The sequence below is a fragment of the Hymenobacter algoricola genome, assembly GCF_039539525.1.
GTDB classification, from domain to species: domain Bacteria; phylum Bacteroidota; class Bacteroidia; order Cytophagales; family Hymenobacteraceae; genus Hymenobacter; species Hymenobacter algoricola.
In genome coordinates, this window is the sequence record NZ_BAABDH010000114.1 from 20,494 (window position 1) to 39,647 (window position 19,154).

Genomic DNA, 19,154 nt, shown 5'->3' on the forward strand with positions numbered 1-19,154 from the left:
GTCCCGGTTGTGCTGATTCGCCGGACTCGCCACCAAAAAAGCCTCACTGCTGCCAGCAGTGAGGCTTTTTTGATTGTTTGCCCTCAGGCCTGCGCTCCTCGGCTGAGCTGCACGTCAAACTCCAGCACGGCATTGAAAGCCAGCGGCCGGGTAAGGCGCCGATGGTTGGTGCCCGATATTTCCAGAGTGAACCAATCGGTGCGCAGGTACTCCAGCAGGTTGGCCCGGCTCTGCACTTCCATATCGATGCGGGTGGCATGGATGGCCCGGTTCGAGAACGACGCTACGGCTACTTTACGGCTACCGGCGGTCAGGAAGCAGGTACCGCTTTCCAGCGCCGCCAGGGTGGCCGTTCCCCGCCCGATCGGGTGATCCGGCACGGGCTGCCAAGCCAGATGCGCGGCCCGCAGGGTTACGGCCGTCACGCCGGGGCCGGTCAGCGTAGCCAAGCAGGGCAACGTATTGGGCAGCATAGCCTCGCACAGATAAATCAGATCCATGCTGGGGTCGATGCGCAGGTTGATGGCGCGGGCACTCGGCGTCAGCGTGGAGTGCAACGACCGGCGCAGGCTTTCGTGGTTGATAATGGTAAGGTCGACGCCCAGCACTACGGGCGGCAAAGCAGGGGCAGCAGCCTTGGGGTAGCGGTTCATGGCCAGGAAGTATGTTGCAGATAGGAGCAGAAACCAGGGCGACGAGAGGGTCGCAAAGCAGTCAGGCATTATGTTTGCGCCCGTATAGCCGAGGTACGTATAAGGTAACTGTTTGCCAGGAATATGAAGCGCTAAAGTATAGCAAGCCAGGCAGTAAGTAGGCAGACAGCGCGTCAGAGACGAGCAGCAATCGATTTTCTCCTACTGAATAATAGAACAAATCAATTTGCAATTATTTATATTCACCCCGGTCACTCGCAACCCTTCCTGCAATGAAGATCACCTGCCTGCTACTCGATGATGATCCGCTCGTGCTAGACCTGCTCCAGGCTTACGCGTCCATGACGGATATACTCGATGTGAAGGCCGTATTCTCCGATCCGCTGGAAGCGCACCGCTATCTGCTGACCAACGATGTACAGGTGCTTTTCTCCGACGTAACCATGCCCCACCTCAGCGGCCTGGACCTGGTCCGCTCCCTGCAGCAGCCCCCGCTGGTCGTGCTGATGACGTCGCACCCGCAGTACGCCATGGAGGGGTTCAACCTGGACGTAATTGATTTCCTGCTCAAGCCGATTTCACTTGACCGGTTTTTGAAAGCCGTTAACAAAGTAGCCAGTATTCTGCGCGCCAGCCAGGTCAACGGGGAAGAGGCCGCCGACACGCGGGCGGGCTGGGGCTCGTTCTTTATTCGTACCGATGCCCAGTTTGTGCGCCTGCACTACCGGGAGGTCCTCTACATCGAAGCGCTGAAAGACTTCACCAAGATTAATACCGCTGACGGCCGCACGCACCTCACGCTGGTAAACCTGAAAAACCTGGAGGAGCAGCTACCACCGGGGCTGTTCGTGCGCACGCACCGCTCCTACTTGGTCAATGCCGCCCAGATTGAGGCCATCAGTACCATGGAGGTGCGGGTCGGCGGCCATGCCCTGCCCCTGGGGCAAACCTACCGCGAACGGGTAACGGAGCGGATTGTCAACCGCTCGCTGATTCGGCGGCAACAACACTAGCCATCCGGGCAGCCGGCTGCTCTTCAGGCGCCACTTTAGCCGCCGGCAGCGTAAACCGGAAGATGCTACCCCGCCCGGGCTGGCTTTCGAAGTAAATCCGGCCGCCGTTGCGCTCCACAAAGTCGCGGCAGAGCTGCAGCCCCAGCCCGGTGCCTTTCTCCAGGGCCGTGCCCGGCGTAGAATGGGGCCCGCCCAGCCCAAATACTTTGTCACGGTCAGCCGCGGCAATGCCCACGCCGGTATCGGCTACGGCCACCTCCCACCCCTTGCCCAACCGGCTGGCCGACACCGTGATAGTGCCATTGTCGGGCGTAAACTTAATGGCGTTGCTGACCAGATTTCGAACTACCAGACGCGTCATGTTAAGGTCGGCGTGCACCAGGCAGGCGGCGGGCACCTGGTTGAGAAACAGAATGGATTTGCGCTCGGCATCGCCGAGCAGCACCCCCAGGGCCTCGTCCACCAGCGCATCCAGCCGCAGCGGCTCGGGCCGTACGCCGCGGCCCTGCATCTGCGCCGCCGACCAGTTCAACAGGTTATCCAGCAGGCGCAGGGTGCTGTCGAGCGTGCGGGAAAGCCGGTCGGAATGCACGGCCAAACGCTCGGGCGGCAGCTTGCCCATGTTCAGCAACGAAAGCAGCGAATACAGCGAGCTAAGCGGACTGCGCAGGTCGTGGGAGATAACCGAAAACAGCGTATCCTTCATCCGGTTGAGGCGGCCCAGCTCCTCCTTCTGCCGGTTAATAGCCCTATTCTTGCGCTCCAGCAGCCGGTTGATGCGCGCCTGCTGCCGACGGCTACGGTATAAAACCACCGCCAGCCCCAGCAGCAGCAACGTTCCGGTCCCGAGCATGTTACGCAGGAGCAGCTGGCGGCGTAGGGTAGCCTGCTGCAGCTGCCGGCCTTTGGTCAGCAGTTGGATTTCCCGCTCCTTCTTCTCGCTTTCGTACCGCGTTTCCAGCTCGGCACGCTGCGCGGCGCGCTCCTCGGCAAAGACCGTATCCTGCAGCCCAGCATAGCGCGTCATGCTCGTCAAAGCCTGCGCGTACTTGCCCTGGCGGCGGTACGCATCGGCCAGCGTACGGTACAAGATGCTTAGCAGGGGTTTGGAGCGGCGTTGCTGGGCCAGAGGCAAAGCCCGGCGCAACAAAATCTCCGCGGTGGCCGGCTGCTCCATCGCCAGTCGGGCCGTGGCCAGCGCCTGCAGCACCTGGGCGCGGGGCCCTGGTGGCGCCTGCCGCGGCAGTGCCGCCAGGGCCCGGGTGTAGTAGGCAGCAGCCAGCTCCTGATTACCGACGGCCTGGTAGACCTGCGCAATGCCGCTCAGTGCCACCGCCGTACGGCTACTATCTCGGATACGGGTTCCTTGCTGGAGCGCCTGCCGCAGATAATACAATGCCCGACTATAGTGCTGCTGGTGCTGATGGGCTTCCCCGATTGCCGTTAGGGCACCCGTTATTTCCTGCCGCCGACCCAGCCGCTGCCAGGCGCTCAAAGCCCGCGCGTGGCTGCTTAAAACTTGCGGCCAGTTATGCTGACTGCGGTACAGCTCACCCAGCTGCCCATAGACCTGGGCCGTACCCTCCAGATCACGCGGGCGCATAAAGCTGTACAGCGCCCGTACATACGTCAGGCGGGCCTGGCCCGTATCGCCCTGAATGTGCTGCGTGCGGCCCATCTGCTGCAGCGCCCGCGCTGTTCCCGCCGGGTGGTTATGCTGCTGGTAAAGACGCAACGCCCGCCGGAAGCTGTGCAGGGCCCGGTCAGACTGACCTATACTCACCTGAACGTTGCCTAAGGCCATGTAAGCCGCCGCCACGCGGGCGGACTCATGGGTAGCCAGAGCTTGCTGCACAGCCGCCTGCCGGGCCCGCAGATCATCAGCGGTGCATGACCCAGCGACCGGCAACAGAGCAGTGGGGACCGCCAGCACAGTGTGGCTATGCTCCGGAATAGCTGGCTGAACAGTAGCCTTTGCCCCGGCGGCGTCGCCGAGGACAAGCAACACCGCTACCACCAGCCACCTAAAGGGCCGGAAACCGGAACCTGCATACGCCACCGAAAACAGCAACATGGCATAGTACATTGACAAGGCCGCGGGCCATACCGGGTGCCGCCCGACTTAGGGACTGGCCCTCAGTATTCAATGTAATATATATAGATTATGCCTGACAAGTCATATTTACCTAAACACCGGACTTTGGCTGGCAAAGCCTTGATATTTCCTTTGATAACGTCGTAAGCTCCTTGGTGGCGCTACTGTGCGGCAGCTTCCTTCGCCTGCCACAACCGCCACCACGGCAAGTAGGGCTGGTCGTGGTGCTCGTAGTGGTACCCAAAAAAGTAGCAGCTGACGAAAGCCCACAGGTGGTGACGCAGCTGGCTGCGCGACTTGTGCCGGTTGTCGGCGTGATGCTCGCCCCGGTGCGGCAGGTAAGTCCCGAAAAAGAACAGCTGCAGCGTCGCCAGCACGGCCGGCACCATCCAGAAAGCAATGACATTGCTCATGGGAAAAGCAAGCTTGAGCAGGTTGTAGGTCAGCGCCATCAGGCCGACCTGCCACCAGGTCACGTAATTCCAGGCAAAGCGGGCAAACCAGAACAGGAAGCTGGGGTGGCGGCCGTCGTGGAAGTCCGGATCGGCGGCGGTACCCACGTGGCGGTGGTGCTGGTGGTGCTTGTGCAGCATACCCGGAAACCAGTTGAAGGCAAACAGCAGCGCCGTAACAGTACCCAGCGCGTTATTCAACCGCTTGTGCGGACTCACCACGCCGTGCATGGCATCATGGGCCGTGATGAACAGGCCGGTGTACAGGTGGGTCTGGAGCAGGGCCAACAGATACGGCCAGGGCGAAGACCAGTCGGGACGGTAGAAAGCCAGCTCAAAGGCCAGCAACGCTGTCCAGGTCCCGATAATCAGTAGCGCCACGACTACTCCCCGGGAGCCCAGGGGCTGGGGTGCCACTTTAGAGGGCGTCGGAGCAAGCTGGTGGGGTTGGGTCAGGGGCATACGCAACGGCAACAAAACGAGCAAACAGCTCCGTCAGCCATAAAATTCACATTTTTCCCGCCGCACACTCGGCTACAGGGCCAGCAGCGCGTCGCGCACGTTTTCCATCAGCCACAGTGGCGTGCTGGTAGCCCCGCAAATGCCGACCGATTGCCCCGGCTGAAACCATTCAGCCCGCAGCTCTTCGACCTTGGAAATAAAGTGGGTGCTGGGGTTCGTCTCTTGGCAGACCTGGTAGAGCACTTTACCGTTGGAGCTTTTGGTGCCCGATACAAACACAATCTGGTCGTACTGGGCCGCAAACCGCCGCAAATCCTTGTCGCGGTTGCTGACCTGCCGGCAAATCGTGTCGTTGGCGTTGATCTGGTAGCCGCGCTGCTCCAGCTCGCCCTTGATGCGGTAGAAGCTATCGGTGCTCTTGGTGGTCTGGCTGTAGAGCGTGATGTTGGCCGGCAGCTCGTGACTCAGCAGTTCCGCCAGGTTTTCGAACACCACGGCGTTGCCGCTGGTCTGTCCGAGCAGGCCCAGCACTTCGGCGTGGCCGTGCTTGCCGTAGATAAAGATCCGCTCCTGCTTATCGTAGCTGGTTTTGATGCGGTTCTGCAGCTTGAGCACCACCGGGCAGGAGGCGTCAATCAGGGTCAGGTTGTTTTGCAGGGCCATCTGGTAGGTACTCGGCGGCTCCCCGTGGGCCCGGATCAGCACGGCCTCTTCCCGCAGCTGGGCAAACTGCTCGTGGCAGATGATGCGCAGGCCGCGGGCCTCCAGGCGCTGCACCTCCTCATCGTTGTGCACAATGTCGCCGAGGCAATACAGGTACCCTTGCTCATCCAGGATGTCTTCCGCCATCTGAATAGCATAGATAACGCCAAAGCAAAAGCCGGAATTGGGGTCGATACGGACGCTCAGGTGGTGCGGCATAGCTCGGAAACCAGGAAAGCGGGCGGAAGGTTACGGATGGGCTTCAAGAAAGCAGAAGTTACGAAACATAGGGCAGACACGGTTTTTGGCCAAGCAGGAATCTGGGCCGTACCCGGCAGACTCCTGCTTGCCGACCGGCCCCTGCGCTTCCACTCAAGTCTTTGCCTATCGTGCAGGTAATACCGGATAAAGGAAACTTTGTTTTGATTTTGCTCCCAAAATAGTAAACAAAAAAGCCGTACCAGAACTCCGGCGCGGCTTTTCCATTCTTTTAAACGAGCAGGCGGCAGGTCTAGATGCGGCCTATCTGCTGGGCTTCCGTTTCGCTCACGTGCCCGCGCTCTACCATGAAGGAGCGGACCAGCGCAAACGATTCGGCATCCATACCTGAGCCGGGGTGAGCCAGCAGCGTTTTCACCAGAAACTCCCGGTCCTGCTCGACGTGCTGGCTAAGACCCAGAAACGAAGGCAGGTTGCTTTCCACGCTCAGGCGCAGAAAGCGAATTTCGGCATTGTCGGCGTCCAGCTTCACCGCTTGTTCAAACTGCTTGCTGGCATTCTGCACGTAGGTCAGCTTGTTGAACATCGATGCGTCGCGGGCGCGGATGGCCTCGGCGGCCGCTTTGTAGGCCAGTACTACCGGCTCCTGCCGGGTGTAGGCGGCCATCAACTGGTAGAATTTTTCGCCGGCCTGCTTATCGGCGGCGGCCAGCTGGTAGTGGCGGCGCAGGTTGGCCGTGGTATAGGGAGTGGCGTCGGACACGAGGGAAAGAAGGGTAAAAAACAGGGTGAGAAGCAGCTTCACGCGGGTAGATTTCGTGGTCAGATAGCCCGGAGGCGGTAACGAAAGTACGAACCCATCAATAAAAGCAGCTTGGTATTGTCGGGCACGCGCACCCGCTCACCCAAAATCCGTGCCGCCGGCAGCTGGCGGATCTTGTGAAAAAGCTTCAGGTAGTATACGTACGCCAGGTACACGCCCAGGCGCGCCGCCCGCGGCAGCTGCACGATACCGGCGTAGCCCGCGTCGAAGTCGGCGCGGATGTCGGCTTCAATTTCGCGCTTTACCCGGTCGTCGAACTGCTCGTACTGTACGCCGGGGAAGTACACGCGGCCCCGCTCCTCGTAGTCGGAGCGGATGTCGCGTAGGAAGTTCACTTTCTGAAAAGCCGAACCCAGGCGCCGGGCCGGCTCGCGCAGCCGGTCAAACAGGACCGCGTCGCCCTCGCAGAAGATGCGCAGGCACATCAGCCCCACCACTTCGGCCGAGCCGTAGATGTATTCTTCGTACATGCCCTGGTGGTAGCTGCGGTCTTCCAGGTCCATTTCCATGCTTTTCAGAAAAGCCTCGATGAACTCGGTATCAATGCCGTAGCGGTGCACCATGAGCTGAAACGAGTGCAGCACCGGACTCAGGCTGAAACCGGTTTCCAGCGCCTCGTAGGTCTGGCGGCGGAAGTCGGCGAACAGGGCTGCCTTGTCCCGGTCGTGGAAGGTGTCCACGATTTCGTCGGCCCAGCGGACGAAGCCATACACGGCGTACACCGGCAGGTGAAACCGCTGGTCGAGCGTGCGGATGCCCAGCGTAAACGACGTGCTGTAGCGCTTGGTAATCAGCTTGCTGCACGCCAGGCTGGTTTGATCAAAGAGAGCAACGTGGTCCAAAAGGCGCGGGTTAGGTTCAGGTGGAAAAGGTACGAAACCAAATCAGCTTCGGTAGAATACGAGGGCAGCTGCCGCAACAGTCGGCCTGCCCAGAAAACCAGCCCGGGGCCGGCAGGTTTGGCCGCCGGGCCATAAATGCCGCCGCCTGGGCCGAGGCGGGAGCTACTACCGACGGGCCGAGCCCTGCTCCTTCTCCACTTCGCCGGCGACCACCTGCCCCGAAATCAGGGACGGCGGCACGCCCGGGCCGGGCACCGTGAGCTGACCCGTAAAATACAGATTATTAACCTTTTTGCTTTTTAGCGTGGGCTTCAGGATGGCCGTTTGCTTGAGCGTGTTGGCCAAGCCGTAAGCGTTGCCCTTGTAGCTGTGGTAATCAGCCGCAAAGTCGCGGTGGGCGTAGCTGCGCTTGTACACCACAGCATCGCGCAGGTTTTCGCCCACGTGGCGCTCCAGCCGGTCCATCATCAGGTGGTAGTAATGCTCCCGGGTTGCTTCGGGGTCGGCCAGGTCGGGCGCCACGGGCATGAGCAGAAACAGGTTCTCCCCGCCTTCGGGCGCCACCGTCGGGTCGGTTTTAGACGGGGCCGACACGTAGAACAGCGGCTTGCTGGGCCACTGCGGCGCCTCGTAGATTTCGTGGGCGTGCAGCTCGAAGTCCTCGTCGAAAAACAGGTTGTGATGCTCCAGCTTGGGCACGCGCTTGTTCAGGCCCAGGTAAAACAGCAGCGAGGAGGGCGCCATCGTGCGCGAATTCCAGTAGGCCTCATCGTAGTGGCGCCACTCGGGCAGCAGCAGGTGCTGCTCGGCGTGGTGGTAGTCGGCGCCGGCAACGACGATGTCGGCCGGGCGGAAGCCGGTGGCCGTCTGCACGCCGGTGGCGCGGCCGTTTTCCACCCGGATCTGCTGCACCTCCTGATTGTACTCCAGCGTCACGCCCTGCTCCTGGGCCAGGCGCACCATGCCCTCCACAATTTTGTGCATCCCGCCCTTGGGGTACCAGGTACCCAGCGCCAGGTCGGCGTAGTTCATCAGCGAGTACAGCGCCGGCGTGTTCTGGGAGGTGGCGCCGAGGAACAGAATCGGGAACTCGACCAGCTGCAACAGCTTGGGATGCTTAAAAAAGCGCCGCACGTGCTTGTGCATGCTCTGCAGGATATCGAGGCGCAGGGCGTCGACCAGCAGGCGCGGGTCGGCAAACTCCAGCAGCGAGCGGCCGGGCATATGCACGAATTTGTTGATGCCGACTTCGTACTTGTACTGGGCCTGGCGCAGAAACTCGTCCAGCCGGGCCGCGCTGCCCGGCTCAATGCTTTCAAACAGGCGGCGGATATCGGCCATCGACGCCGGAATGTCTACCGCGTCATCTCCTTTGAATATCACCTGATACGACGGGTCGAGGCGCACCAGCTCGTAGTAGTCAGCTACTTTTTTGCCGAAGCGGGCAAAGTACTGCTCAAACACGCCGGGCATCCAGTACCAGCTCGGCCCCATGTCGAACGTGAAGCCCTCGGCCCGGAACACCCGGGCGCGGCCGCCGGGGCCTTCATTCTTTTCCAGGATCGTGACGCGGTAGCCGCGCTGGGCCAGGGAAGTAGCCGCCGAAAGCCCGGCAAAGCCGGCGCCGATAACCAGAACGTGCTGGGGGGAGGAAGTAGTCAAAAGAAGCGGATGAGGTAGAAAGGCTGCAAGCTACAATCCGTAGCCGTTAGGCATTTGTTTTAAGCTCGGACCGAAAGGAGGCCATAAAAAAACGGGCCGCGGGCGCCACCACCTTTCGGCTGTGTCGTTCGCGGCCCGCTCTACGCCCGGGGCGGAAGTTGTACTCTCTCCCTATTCCCTACACGCCGGGGGCATAGACCTTGAGAGCATCTTTCAGCTCCTTACGGGCAATGTGGATGCGGTTCTTGACGGTCCCAATCGGAATCTGCAGCTTCTCGGCAATTTCGAGATACTTGTAGCCGATGTAGTACATCATGAACGGCGTGCGGTAGTCAGCTGAGAGGCTGGCAATGGCTTCATTAATATCTGTCACTACGAAATCCGAGGTGGCTCCGTTGTGAGTAATGTAGTTTTCGTCGGTATTGAAGTACTGAAAGTACTCCGTGCTGTCAATATTGCTATTGCGCTTGGTGATTTTGTTGTAGTTGTTGATGAAGGTGTTGCGCATGATGGTGTACAACCACGCCTTCAGGTTGGTGCCGGCTTTGAACTTGTCTTTGTTCAGCATGGCTTTGAGCAAGGTTTCCTGAACCAGGTCCTTGGCATCGTCCGCGTCGCGCGTCAGGTTCATCGCCACGGGCTTCAGGGAGTAGGAAATCTTTTGTACTTGATCGGTGAATTCCAAAGAGGTCATACTGTTTAGCTTTTCGTGGCAAAAGGTTAAACAAATATACGAGGAGATTTAGATAACGGACAAGGTAGGAACGAAAATAATCCTGGGTCCGGGCTCTTCGTATGTTGGTACACGAATATGCCGCCAAGGTACGAACCAGCCCAGGCTTCCCCCCGGATTACCCCATAAATTCGGCTTGCCTCCCGTTCCGGGAGTTGAACCCGGGAATTTGCCCGGTGAACGCCACCGCCCTTGCGCCCGGTGCAAACCAGGAAGGGCCGGCTGGACCTCCTAACCTGTGGGTTTCGGACTAAAAAAAATTATTCCGCCTGTGGGCCTAGCTGCTCCACAAGTGCCAGAAAATCCGTCATCAGGTACGGCCGTACAGCCCGGGGCGGCAGCACAAGGCTGGGTTGGGCCTGAACCAGGGGGCCATACAGCACCAGGGCTGCGTCGGGACAGCGCTGGGCAAGGTCATCTACGAACGACTGGAGCTGGTCACGCTCCGGCATGGCCGTCAGGACAGTGCAGACGGCATGAGGATGGTAAGTACGGCATACCGACAGCAGCTCCTCGGCCGGCAGGTTTTGCCCCAGGTACAGCACATGGTGGGCGCGGGCCCGCAGGGCGTAGTTCATAAACAGCAGCGCCAGCTCGTGCAGCTCGCCTTCGGGCAGAAACAGCACCCAGCGGCGGGCCCCCGCGGGCGACGCCGGGGGCAGGGCATCCGTGGCGGCCAGCATCTTTTGCCGCAGAATGTTGGTTACCAAATGCTCCTGCGCTGGATGCACGCTGCCCGTTAGCCACAGAATCCCGACCCGCTGCAGAAACGGGTACACCACCTGCATAATGGCGGACTCAAAGCCCAGTTGCTGCACCGCGTCGGTGAGCAGGCGGTACAGCCGCGGCTCGTCGAGGTCGAGCATGGCCGCCAGCAGGGAGTTTACCTGCTGGGCATAGTCGTGGATGTCAGTACTGCAGGAAATAACGGCCGAGGCCAGCTCCTGCTCGCTCAGGCGGGCAATTTTGGAAATCCGGTGCCCCTGCCCGCAGAGCGTGGCCACGTTGAGCAGGCGCCGCAGGTCGTCGTCGCGGTAGGAGCGGATGTTGGTGGGGGTGCGCTCCGGCGTCAGGATGCCGTAGCGCTGCTCCCACATGCGGATGGTATGCGCCTTGATCCCGGAAATATTTTCCAGGTCACTTATTGAAAACTGTCCCACCGTGCCGGCCCTACGAATTGAAAGATGAAATATGCCGCCGGTCTTTGGGTGCCGGCTTGCGCAGTGCCAGCGCCACGTAGCGCCGCGATACCCACAGCATGCCAAACTCCTCGGAGCCGTCGCGGCCAGTGGTTTTGTGGTGCATCTTGTGGGCCATGTTCAGCGCCCGAAGGTAGGTGTTGCCCGATTTGCGCCAAAACCGCAGCCGGCCGTGAATCAGCACGTCGTGCACGAAGAAATAAACGGTACCGTACGCGGCAATGCCAATGCCGACCCAGAGGCGCCAGTCTTTGGCCGGTGAGCCGTAGATAATGCACAGCATCGACAGCGCCCCATAAAACAGGAAGAAGAAGTCGTTGCGCTCCAAGTGATGCGGGTGGCGCACGTGGTGGGAGCGGTGCAGAAACCAGAGCGGACCGTGGAGCACAAATTTGTGCATGAACCAGGCCACGAACTCCATACCCAGAAAGGTGGCCGTCGTTACGGCTACGGCTGCCAGCGTTGTCATAGGGAGCTAACCGGGTTGGGGAGTAAAAGTTAAAAGAGAGGAAAAGTCCGCAAGCCGAACCAAAGCCCCTGCCCCGCCTCAGCTTCCGACCCTCCCAGCAACTCAGAACCGGGCATTGACCTAGTTCCAGGTTATTTTCTCCTTGTTGAGGAAGGCAGCAATACCGCGGCGGCAATCTACGGAGCCGCGGGCTTCGGCATTCAGCTGGGCGGCGTAGCGCAGGCTGTCTTCCAGGGGCATTTCCGGGATGCGGGCCAACATTTCCTTGGTCAGCGCCATACTCTGCCCGGAGTTCTGCACGCACAGGCGGCGGGCAAACTCATACACGCTGCCTGCCAGCTCCTCGCTGGAAACCAGGAAGTTGACCAGCCCGAAGTCGGTAGCCGCCTGGGCCGAGATAATGTCGCCGGTGAGCAGCAGCTGCTTGGTGCGGGCCTCCCCGATCTTGCGCAGCAAAAAGACGCTGACGATGGCGGGCAGGAAGCCGATTTGCACCTCGGTATAGCCAAACTTGGCTTCGGGCACGGCAAAGGCAAAGTCGCAGATGGTGACCAGGCCGCAGCCGCCCGCCAGCGCGTGCCCCTGAATTTCGCCGATTACGATTTTATCCAGGGTGTAAATCTGGTGAAACAGCTGCATCAGGTGAGTGGAGTCGGCCAGATTATCGGCGTAGCCAAATTCCTGCAGCTCCTGAATATAGGTAAGGTCGGCCCCGGCGCAGAAGGCCGGACCCTCGGCGCGCAGCACGATAACCTTGCAGGCTTCATCTTCTTCGGCAAACTCAAAGGCCTGCTTCAGCTCCGACACCATGTCAAAGCTCAGCGCATTGCGCTTGTCGGGGCGGTTGAGGGTGATGTAGCCGATGGCGTCCCGCGCCTCGTAGCGGATGTAGCGAAGCGCTTCCAGCTCCTGGGTAGGCATATTGTCCATGACAGTCGTTGCAAAAGGCAGGGTGATGCTTTCGGGCGGCATGGACGGCAAGGGGCCGGGCCGGGGCGGAAGCGTGGAGTCAGGCTATAACCAAACCTAACAAAAATGCGCAGCTAAAGAAACTATATAGCGTAGCCACCAGCAATTCGGTTTCGATGAGCCGCATTTTTCCCCACTCCTACCGCCGCGGTCGCACGCTGAACGCACCCTGCGTGGTTACGTCGTGGGTCCGGAAGCCCGCCGCTTTCAGCGCAGAGTCCTGCCGGGCCACGTACCACGACTTGCAGGACGAGTCGAAAACAACGGGGGCCCGCCGCCCGAACACGGCCGCCAGCTCCGCGGCCGCTACCCGGGCATTGCGCCGCAGCACCACCACTTCTACCGGCTGCGGCTGCCGGGCCCCATCGAGGCGGCCGGAAACAAAGGCCAGCCGCTGCCCCCGCCACACGGCCAGCAGCAGGTGGGGCGCGGGCAGCGCCGTCGGCACGGGGGCCGGCTGCCAGCCCACGTGGTAGCGCACCCGCCGGGCTTCGCGCTGAATGATACCCGGCACGATACGGTAGGTGCGCTCCTTGTCGGACAAGGGCAGGGAATCGACGGTGACGATGTGCGCGGCCGCGCCCTGCCAGAAGCCGACCACCGAGCGGCGCGGAATGCTGTAGATAATCAGCCGCTCGTCGGTGGTAAGGGCACGGGCGGCCCACACGCTGCTGCCGCTGTAGACGGCGAGCAACGCGCCGGCCACTGCCAGCCAGGGCAGCTTTTTTAGGGCCAGAAACGCGAGCAGCGCCAGAATTACCCCGCCAATCAGCCATACCTGCGGCGCGGTGACGTGAATACCGGAAATCAGCGCGCCCGGCATTGTGCGGCCAATCCAGAAGATGTATTCATTGAAAGCCCAGATCATTTTTTCAAACAGCCAGGCCAGCCCCCGCGGCAGATAGTCGAGGGCGGGCTGCCCGGCGGCCGGTACCAGCAGCCCGAGCAGCGCCACCAGTCCCTTCGTGACCAGCAGCGCCAGGCCCACATACACCGCTCCCGAGGAAATGGGCACGGCCACCAGGTTGGAAGCCAGAAAGCTGAGGGGAAACTGATGAAAGTAAAACAGCCCCAGCGGAAACGTAGCCACCTGCGCGGCCAGCGACAAAGCCGTAGCCTGCCAGATCTTCTCCCCCGTCCAGCCCGCCGCCTGCCACAGCCCCTGCACCGCCCTGGGCTGCCAGGGCCGCCGGCGGTTCCAGGCCAGCTCCCGGAAGTCGACCCACCCGGCAATGCGCGGCTGCAGGTACACAATGCTCAGCACGGCCAGAAAAGACAGCTGGAAGCCCACGTCGGCCAGCAGGTAGGGGTCGTAGCACAGCAGCACGAAGGCGGCCACGGCCAGCGTATTATACATGGTGCTTTGCCGGCCGGTGGCCCGGGCCACGATGATAAAGGTAAACATCACGGCCGCCCGCAGCACCGATGCCGAAAGCCCCGTCAAAAAGGCGTAAGCCCAGATAACGCCCAGCCCCAGCGCCGCGGCCGTGAGGCGGAACAGCCAGGTGCGCCGGCCCGGCAGCCGCCCCAGCAGCCACGTTACGGCCCCAAACAGCAGCCCCACCTGCAGGCCCGACACGGCCATGATGTGCGTGGTGCCGGTGTTGGCGTAGGCCTGCTTGGTATCCTGGTCCACGTCGTCCTTGATGCCCAGCACCAGCGCCGAGGCCAGCGCGTACTCCCGCTTGGCCCGCACGTAGTGCCGAAACACGCCCTCCAGCACCCGCGCGGCGCGCATGCTCAGGGCTTTCAGATAGCTGGGCGGGCGGAAGCTGATGCGCCTATACTGGTCGGCATGGATGAACTGCTGGTGGTAGACCTGATGGTACTGCAGGTAGCGGCGGTAGTCGAACTCGCCGGGATTGAGCGGCCCTTTGCTCGGCGCCGGCTCGCCGCGCACCAGCCACACGTCGCCGTACTGCGGCATGGCCACGCCCGGGTCGCGGGGCACCGACACCCGGATGCCGCCCAGCGCCGGCTGCCACTGCCCCGCTATGCGCACCGCCGACACCCGCACGGTAGTGGCAAAGGTAGACGGGCGCGTCACGGTATAGTCGTCGACCACGGCCCGGTAAAACTCGACGGGGCCGCGCAGCTGGCTCAGGTGCGTGGGCTGCCGCGATTCGGTGGCTTGCTGGGTGAGGGTGAGGCCGGCCAGATACAGACAGAGCAGGGCCAGCAGGCCCACGCCATCCGTGGGGCCGGGTGTGGGCTGGCGGCTGGCCCAGCGCTGCAGCCCGACAAACACCCCGATGCTGGCGGCCAGGGTCCAGCGCAGGTCCGGCAGGCTGCTGCCGAAGTAGAGGTAGGATAGAATGCCGGCGGCCAGCGCCAGAAACAGCCGCACAAAGGCAACGGGGGCCCAGTGAATCATAGGAGGATAGAATAAATAACTGCTGCACTGATTACCCGAGTAAGCTGCTAAAATTCCGGCATAAGTCAATGCCGCAGGGCTCCGGTGAAACGCCCGGCGCCGGCTTCGCCCGGCAAGCTATTTCCCGAGTGCCAGGGAGACTACCAGACGCCAAAAAGCCTGCCCATCAGGTCGATAGACAGGCTTTTACCTAGGAATGCGCCGTTACAGCGCTTAGTGCGGTCGGCGCAACTCCATCTTAAAGTGCTCAATGGCACACTCCGTAAACTGGTCCCCGATCTTCTCAAAGCCGTGGCGCTCATAAAACGGAATGGCGCGCAGCTGCGCGTTCAGGTACACCGCGGCGGCGGGTTGGGCCGTCCGCACGTCGTCGAGCACGCGCCGCAGCAGCGCCGCGCCCACGGCCTGGTTGCGAAATTCGGCCAGCACGGCGAACCGCTCCAGCTTTACGCCGTCGGCAGTGGTGCGCCAGCGGGCAGCGCCGCAGGGCTGGCCGCTGGCGGTGCGGGCCAGGTAGTGGTGGGCATCGGTATAGTCGTGAGCATCATTTTCGGCCTCCGCCGGCACGCCCTGGCCTTCCACAAACACCTTGTAGCGAATGGCCAGGGCCGCCGTCAGGTCCTGCGGCTCGGCAATAGATTGGACGGTTATCATCGGGGCTTATTTTATTGGGTTCACAAGAGCCGCCGGCCGCCGACTCCGGTGCCAGCGGCTAGCGCCAGGGCTCATCATGCTACCGAAAAAGCCTGTCCCAGGGGTGGATCAGGCTTTTTCTGGTTACGGGAACCGGTTCGAGGCTCCTAGATATTCTCGTGGTTTACCGGCAAGTCCTTCATGCCGTCGTCCTCGGGGCGGGCATCGGGGTGACGGGCCGGGTCCGGGGCCTGGGTAGGGTTCGGACGGTACTGACGGGCTTCGCGCACGGGCCGGTTGGCCTGGTCGCGCTGCTCGTCGGCATCAAACCGGTCGTAGGCCACCACAATTTCCTTGACCAGGCGGTGGCGCACTACGTCCTCGGCGGTCATTTCCACGAAGCCGATGCCGCGCACGTCCTTCAGGATATCGAGGGCCTGCATCAGACCGGATTTCTGCTTGGTGGGCAGGTCAATCTGGCTTCGGTCGCCGTTCACCATCACCTTGGCCATCGGGCCCATACGGGTCAGAAACATCTTCAGCTGCGAGGGCGTGGTGTTCTGGGCCTCGTCGAGCAGCACGAAGGCGTTGTTGAGCGTGCGGCCGCGCATATAAGCCAGCGGGGCAATTTCGATGATCTTGTTTTCCTGGTAGAACTTCAGCTTTTCGGCCGGAATCATGTCTTCCAGAGCGTCATAAATCGGGCGCAGATACGGATCTACCTTCTCCTTCATGTCGCCGGGCAAAAAGCCCAGGTTTTCGCCCGCTTCCACCACGGGCCGCGAGATGATAATCTTTTTGACCTCCTTATTCTTGAGGGCCCGCACGGCCAGCGCCACCGACACGTAGGTTTTGCCGGTGCCGGCCGGCCCGAGCGCAAACACCAGGTCGTACTTCATGACGGCGTCCACCAGCTTCTGCTGGTTCGGCGTTTTGGCTTTGATGACGCCGCCCTTGGCCCCGAACACGATAACGTCGGAGGGCGGGGTGCTGGCAATGATCCGCTCCTGCTGCTCGTCGTCGGCGGCGGCAATGTGCTCGGCAACTGTCTTATCCGTAATTTGCCCGAATTGATGGTAGTGTTCGATCAGGGACGACAGGATTTCGTTGATCCTGGCAATGATGGGCGTTTGCCCCTGAATCTTAATCTCGTTGCCGCGCGAAATAATCTTGCTGCCGGGAAAGGCCGCGGCCAGCTGGCGAATGTTCTGGTTGTCGGGTCCGAGGAATTCGACAAGAGAAACGTTTTCGAGCGTGATGATTTTCTCGACCAAACTGTGGGTGGGTTTTAACGGAGGTGAACTTTAAAACAGTAACCCGGGGGGCCGGCATTGGTTCCATCCGGCCAAATAGCCTACTTTTGCCGCCCCCACCCGGGGTAAACAATAGTACGAAGAACTGAGGATTTCCGGCATGGGGCTGATTACGTTTCTCTCTGATTTTGGCTACCGCGACCATTACGTGGCGGCGGTAAAAGCCCGGATCATGCAGCTGGCACCCGCCCAGGCCGTGCTCGACCTCAGCCACGGCATTGAGCCGTTCAACATTGCCCACGCCGTGCACGTGCTCGACGCCGTCTTTCGCGACTTCCCCGCCGGGACAGTGCACCTGCTGGGCGTCAACGACCACGGCACGAAGGGCAGCTGGCACGCTATGCTGTTCGGCGGCCATTACTTTGTGGCCGCCAACAACGGCCTGCTGGCGCTGCTTACCGATGGGCAGCCCGAGCAGCTGGTAAAGCTGACGGCCGAGCCCACCCCTTCCCCCACCCGCGACGTGCTGGCTCCCGCCGCCGTGCACCTGGCCCAGGGCGGGCTGCTCGCCGACCTGGGCGAGCCCACCACGGAGCTTTACCAACTCATGAACCGGCAGATGCGCCTGCAGGACAACCGCATCACCGGCCACGTCATTCACGTGGATCATTATGGCAACCTGGTCACCAACATCAGCCGCACGGCCGTCGAGGTCATTGCCCGCGGCCGGCCCTGCACTATCCACTTTGCCCGCGAAACCGTCCGCGACATTGTCCCGCACTTTCAGATGGCAGACCCCGGCGAAGCCGTTTGCATCTTCAACAGCCAGGACCGTCTCAGCATCGGCGTCAATCAGGGAAACGCCTCCGAGCTGCTCGGCCTCCACTTCGACTCGCAGGTGGACATTCGCTTCCCGGCGTAACGCTTTCACAGGTAAACTATGCTTGCGGTAGCCTAGTAAAACGGCTGTTGCAGCTACTCACAGGGCTTTTATTTTTATCTATTTATTATGTTAATGAATAACCGCCATATTGACAGGAACACCTTTTTTTCTTTCCCGGCAACTTCTTCTCTATGATCATCCGAATTGTGCGCATGACTTTTCAGCCGGAGAATACGCAGGCATTCCTGGAAATTTTTCACGGGTCGGAGGCGCTGATCCGGCAGATGCCGGGCTGCCAGCACCTGGAATTGTGGCAGGATGCCGACCTGCCGCACGTGTACTGTACCCATAGCCACTGGGCGTCGGCAGCAGCGCTGGATGCCTACCGGAAGTCAGCGCTGTTCGGACAGGTATGGCCGGCCACCAAACGCCTGTTTGCGGCCCCGGCACTGGCTTTTTCCGTAAACCCGGTAAATGCCTCCTCCGACCGGCCGTAAGGCCGCTCCACCCCCACCCCAGCGCCTGTTGCTTCTCATGACTACCAACTACTTCGAATTTTACGCCCTGCCCGAAACCTTCCAGCCGGACGAAGCCGCACTGAAGCAGAAGTACTACGCCCTCAGCCGCGAATACCATCCCGATTTTCACGCCACCGCCTCGCCGGGGCGGCAGCAGGAAATCCTGCAGCTGGCCACACTCAACACCAACGCCTACCGGACTCTGGCGCACCCTGAGCAGCGCATGGCTTACATTCTGGGCCTGCACGGGCTGCTGGCGGAAGGCAAACAGGAATTGCCCACTGATTTTTTGATGGAAGTAATGGACCTCAACGAGCAGCTGATGGAACTGGAGTTTGAGCCCGACCCTACCATCGTGGCCCAGGTGCAGGAGGAGGTCAATACCCTCTCTGCCACGCTGGATGCCGGCATTGCACCCGTACTAGGCGGCTATGCCGGCCTGCCCGCCGATGTGCGGCCTCAGGCACTGCAGCAGGTGAGAACTTACTACCTCAAGCGGCGCTACCTGTTGCGCATTCGCGAAAGTCTGGCTAAGTTTGCAGCCCGTTCCTGAGTTGTGGGAACGTGACAGGCCCGGATGGCGGAACTGGTAGACGCGTCGGTCTCAAACACCGATATCGAGAGATATGCCGGTTCGATTCCGGCTCCGGGTACAAAAAGTCCCTCAACAAGATGTTGAGGGACTTTTTTTTGCGCTGAGCTGCCCAGGCCGCAGAGCCTGGCTCAGAGTGGGCATACGGTCTGTGCCTTCAAGATTAACGTACTGGTCGTCACCCGAGCCTGGTAGCACTGCATGCAGTAGGCTACTCCGTCACGGAGCTGGACATTACGCTGAGTTGGCGCATAACCAACTGCCTGCTCCCATACCGCCAACGATACACTCAGCGCAGGGTCAGTCAGAAGCTCCCACAGCAAGGCTTGGGCACCCTGCAGCCTCACTCAACGGCAATTTCCCGGGGCTTAAACTTCGCCGGCTTCGCTCTCGCTGCTGTTTGCCGCTTATTGCTTACCTGCTGCGCATCATTGCCGAAAATAATGAGCCCGACTGCGACCTGTATCGTGACCCGTTTTTCGTGTATTACTTCTTTACCCGCAACTACTACGCCGGCATCACCAACCCCGAACCCCGGCGGGAGCCCATCATCAGCAGCATTCTGGCCCAGGCCAGGCCCCCGCTGGTCGCCTGGGCGAAACCCTGAC

19 protein-coding genes and 1 tRNA gene are annotated in these 19,154 nt (G+C 61.1%); 6 read left to right on the plus strand and 14 right to left on the minus strand.

The window, feature by feature from the left end:
- Window positions 1–83 precede the first annotated feature (83 nt).
- A complete protein-coding gene (locus ABD842_RS20640) occupies window positions 84–722 on the minus strand; it encodes a hypothetical protein (RefSeq protein WP_345117937.1) in 639 nt (212 codons plus the stop codon).
- Between the two features lie 203 nt (window positions 723–925).
- On the opposite strand from ABD842_RS20640, the gene ABD842_RS20645 reads away from it, so the two are divergent.
- Window positions 926–1,666, plus strand: coding sequence for a LytR/AlgR family response regulator transcription factor (locus ABD842_RS20645; RefSeq protein WP_345117939.1), 741 nt, complete (start codon window positions 926–928; stop codon window positions 1,664–1,666).
- Here the strand turns inward: ABD842_RS20645 and ABD842_RS20650 are convergent.
- The 13 genes from ABD842_RS20650 to ABD842_RS20710 form a co-directional block, all read right to left on the minus strand.
- Window positions 1,632–3,521: an ATP-binding protein gene (locus tag ABD842_RS20650; protein WP_345117940.1), complete on the minus strand. Its 1,890-nt coding sequence runs from the start codon at window positions 3,519–3,521 to the stop codon at window positions 1,632–1,634. The genes ABD842_RS20645 and ABD842_RS20650 overlap by 35 nt on opposite strands.
- 401 nt (window positions 3,522–3,922) lie before the next feature.
- Window positions 3,923–4,675: a fatty acid desaturase gene (locus ABD842_RS20655; RefSeq protein WP_345117941.1), complete on the minus strand. Its 753-nt coding sequence runs from the start codon at window positions 4,673–4,675 to the stop codon at window positions 3,923–3,925.
- Window positions 4,676–4,747: 72 nt separating this feature from the next.
- Window positions 4,748–5,596, minus strand: coding sequence for a 4-hydroxy-3-methylbut-2-enyl diphosphate reductase (locus ABD842_RS20660; RefSeq protein ID WP_345117942.1), 849 nt, complete (start codon window positions 5,594–5,596; stop codon window positions 4,748–4,750).
- A 292-nt stretch (window positions 5,597–5,888) separates the two neighbouring features.
- Window positions 5,889–6,401: a hypothetical protein gene (locus ABD842_RS20665; RefSeq protein WP_345117943.1), complete on the minus strand. Its 513-nt coding sequence runs from the start codon at window positions 6,399–6,401 to the stop codon at window positions 5,889–5,891.
- A gap of 17 nt (window positions 6,402–6,418) precedes the next feature.
- Window positions 6,419–7,261: a phytoene/squalene synthase family protein gene (locus tag ABD842_RS20670; RefSeq protein ID WP_345117944.1), complete on the minus strand. Its 843-nt coding sequence runs from the start codon at window positions 7,259–7,261 to the stop codon at window positions 6,419–6,421.
- Between the two features lie 165 nt (window positions 7,262–7,426).
- Window positions 7,427–8,923, minus strand: a complete 1,497-nt coding sequence (locus tag ABD842_RS20675) for a phytoene desaturase family protein (RefSeq protein WP_345117945.1) — start codon at window positions 8,921–8,923, stop codon at window positions 7,427–7,429.
- A 178-nt stretch (window positions 8,924–9,101) separates the two neighbouring features.
- On the minus strand, window positions 9,102–9,617 hold the full coding sequence (locus tag ABD842_RS20680) for a sigma-70 family RNA polymerase sigma factor (RefSeq protein WP_129921141.1): 516 nt from the start codon (window positions 9,615–9,617) through the stop codon (window positions 9,102–9,104).
- Window positions 9,618–9,916: 299 nt separating this feature from the next.
- Entirely contained in the window at window positions 9,917–10,816 is a 900-nt protein-coding gene (locus tag ABD842_RS20685) for a MerR family transcriptional regulator (protein ID WP_345117946.1), read from the minus strand.
- A gap of 10 nt (window positions 10,817–10,826) precedes the next feature.
- Window positions 10,827–11,324, minus strand: coding sequence for a sterol desaturase family protein (locus tag ABD842_RS20690; protein WP_345117947.1), 498 nt, complete (start codon window positions 11,322–11,324; stop codon window positions 10,827–10,829).
- 120 nt (window positions 11,325–11,444) lie between these two features.
- Complete coding sequence (locus ABD842_RS20695) at window positions 11,445–12,254, minus strand: enoyl-CoA hydratase/isomerase family protein (RefSeq protein ID WP_345117948.1); 810 nt, start codon at window positions 12,252–12,254, stop codon at window positions 11,445–11,447.
- A gap of 178 nt (window positions 12,255–12,432) precedes the next feature.
- Entirely contained in the window at window positions 12,433–14,667 is a 2,235-nt protein-coding gene (locus ABD842_RS20700) for a ComEC/Rec2 family competence protein (RefSeq protein WP_345117949.1), read from the minus strand.
- Window positions 14,668–14,880: 213 nt separating this feature from the next.
- A complete protein-coding gene (locus ABD842_RS20705) occupies window positions 14,881–15,321 on the minus strand; it encodes a GNAT family N-acetyltransferase (protein ID WP_345117950.1) in 441 nt (146 codons plus the stop codon).
- 146 nt (window positions 15,322–15,467) lie between these two features.
- Entirely contained in the window at window positions 15,468–16,574 is a 1,107-nt protein-coding gene (locus tag ABD842_RS20710; protein ID WP_345117951.1) for a PhoH family protein, read from the minus strand.
- 139 nt (window positions 16,575–16,713) lie between these two features.
- Here ABD842_RS20710 and ABD842_RS20715 point away from each other — a divergent pair, with 139 nt between their 5' ends.
- From ABD842_RS20715 to ABD842_RS20735, 5 genes are all read left to right on the plus strand, one after another.
- Window positions 16,714–17,475, plus strand: a complete 762-nt coding sequence (locus tag ABD842_RS20715; RefSeq protein WP_345117953.1) for an SAM hydrolase/SAM-dependent halogenase family protein — start codon at window positions 16,714–16,716, stop codon at window positions 17,473–17,475.
- Between the two features lie 152 nt (window positions 17,476–17,627).
- Window positions 17,628–17,933 carry a putative quinol monooxygenase gene (locus tag ABD842_RS20720; protein WP_345117954.1) on the plus strand — a complete coding sequence of 102 codons (306 nt, stop codon included), beginning with the start codon at window positions 17,628–17,630 and terminating at the stop codon, window positions 17,931–17,933.
- Entirely contained in the window at window positions 17,911–18,507 is a 597-nt protein-coding gene (gene hscB / locus ABD842_RS20725; RefSeq protein WP_345117955.1) for a Fe-S protein assembly co-chaperone HscB, read from the plus strand. The genes ABD842_RS20720 and hscB overlap by 23 nt, the downstream gene beginning before the upstream one ends.
- Window positions 18,508–18,525: 18 nt before the next feature.
- Window positions 18,526–18,607, plus strand: a tRNA-Leu gene (locus ABD842_RS20730).
- Between the two features lie 339 nt (window positions 18,608–18,946).
- On the plus strand, window positions 18,947–19,153 hold the full coding sequence (locus tag ABD842_RS20735; protein WP_345117956.1) for a hypothetical protein: 207 nt from the start codon (window positions 18,947–18,949) through the stop codon (window positions 19,151–19,153).
- The last annotated feature ends 1 nt before the right edge of the window (window position 19,154 follow it).

Bases quoted from the DNA above. Each gene is read 5' to 3' on its own strand.
- hscB (WP_345117955.1), top strand. From the start codon at position 17,911: ATGCCTCCTCCGACCGGCCGTAAGGCCGCTCCACCCCCACCCCAGCGC.
- ABD842_RS20680 (WP_129921141.1), bottom strand. From the start codon at position 9,617: ATGACCTCTTTGGAATTCACCGATCAAGTACAAAAGATTTCCTACTCC.
- ABD842_RS20690 (WP_345117947.1), bottom strand. From the start codon at position 11,324: ATGACAACGCTGGCAGCCGTAGCCGTAACGACGGCCACCTTTCTGGGT.
- ABD842_RS20640 (WP_345117937.1), bottom strand. From the start codon at position 722: ATGCCTGACTGCTTTGCGACCCTCTCGTCGCCCTGGTTTCTGCTCCTA.
- ABD842_RS20655 (WP_345117941.1), bottom strand. From the start codon at position 4,675: ATGCCCCTGACCCAACCCCACCAGCTTGCTCCGACGCCCTCTAAAGTG.
- ABD842_RS20695 (WP_345117948.1), bottom strand. From the start codon at position 12,254: ATGGACAATATGCCTACCCAGGAGCTGGAAGCGCTTCGCTACATCCGC.
- ABD842_RS20705 (WP_345117950.1), bottom strand. From the start codon at position 15,321: ATGATAACCGTCCAATCTATTGCCGAGCCGCAGGACCTGACGGCGGCC.
- ABD842_RS20660 (WP_345117942.1), bottom strand. From the start codon at position 5,596: ATGCCGCACCACCTGAGCGTCCGTATCGACCCCAATTCCGGCTTTTGC.
- ABD842_RS20720 (WP_345117954.1), top strand. From the start codon at position 17,628: ATGATCATCCGAATTGTGCGCATGACTTTTCAGCCGGAGAATACGCAG.
- ABD842_RS20700 (WP_345117949.1), bottom strand. From the start codon at position 14,667: ATGATTCACTGGGCCCCCGTTGCCTTTGTGCGGCTGTTTCTGGCGCTG.
- ABD842_RS20645 (WP_345117939.1), top strand. From the start codon at position 926: ATGAAGATCACCTGCCTGCTACTCGATGATGATCCGCTCGTGCTAGAC.
- ABD842_RS20715 (WP_345117953.1), top strand. From the start codon at position 16,714: ATGGGGCTGATTACGTTTCTCTCTGATTTTGGCTACCGCGACCATTAC.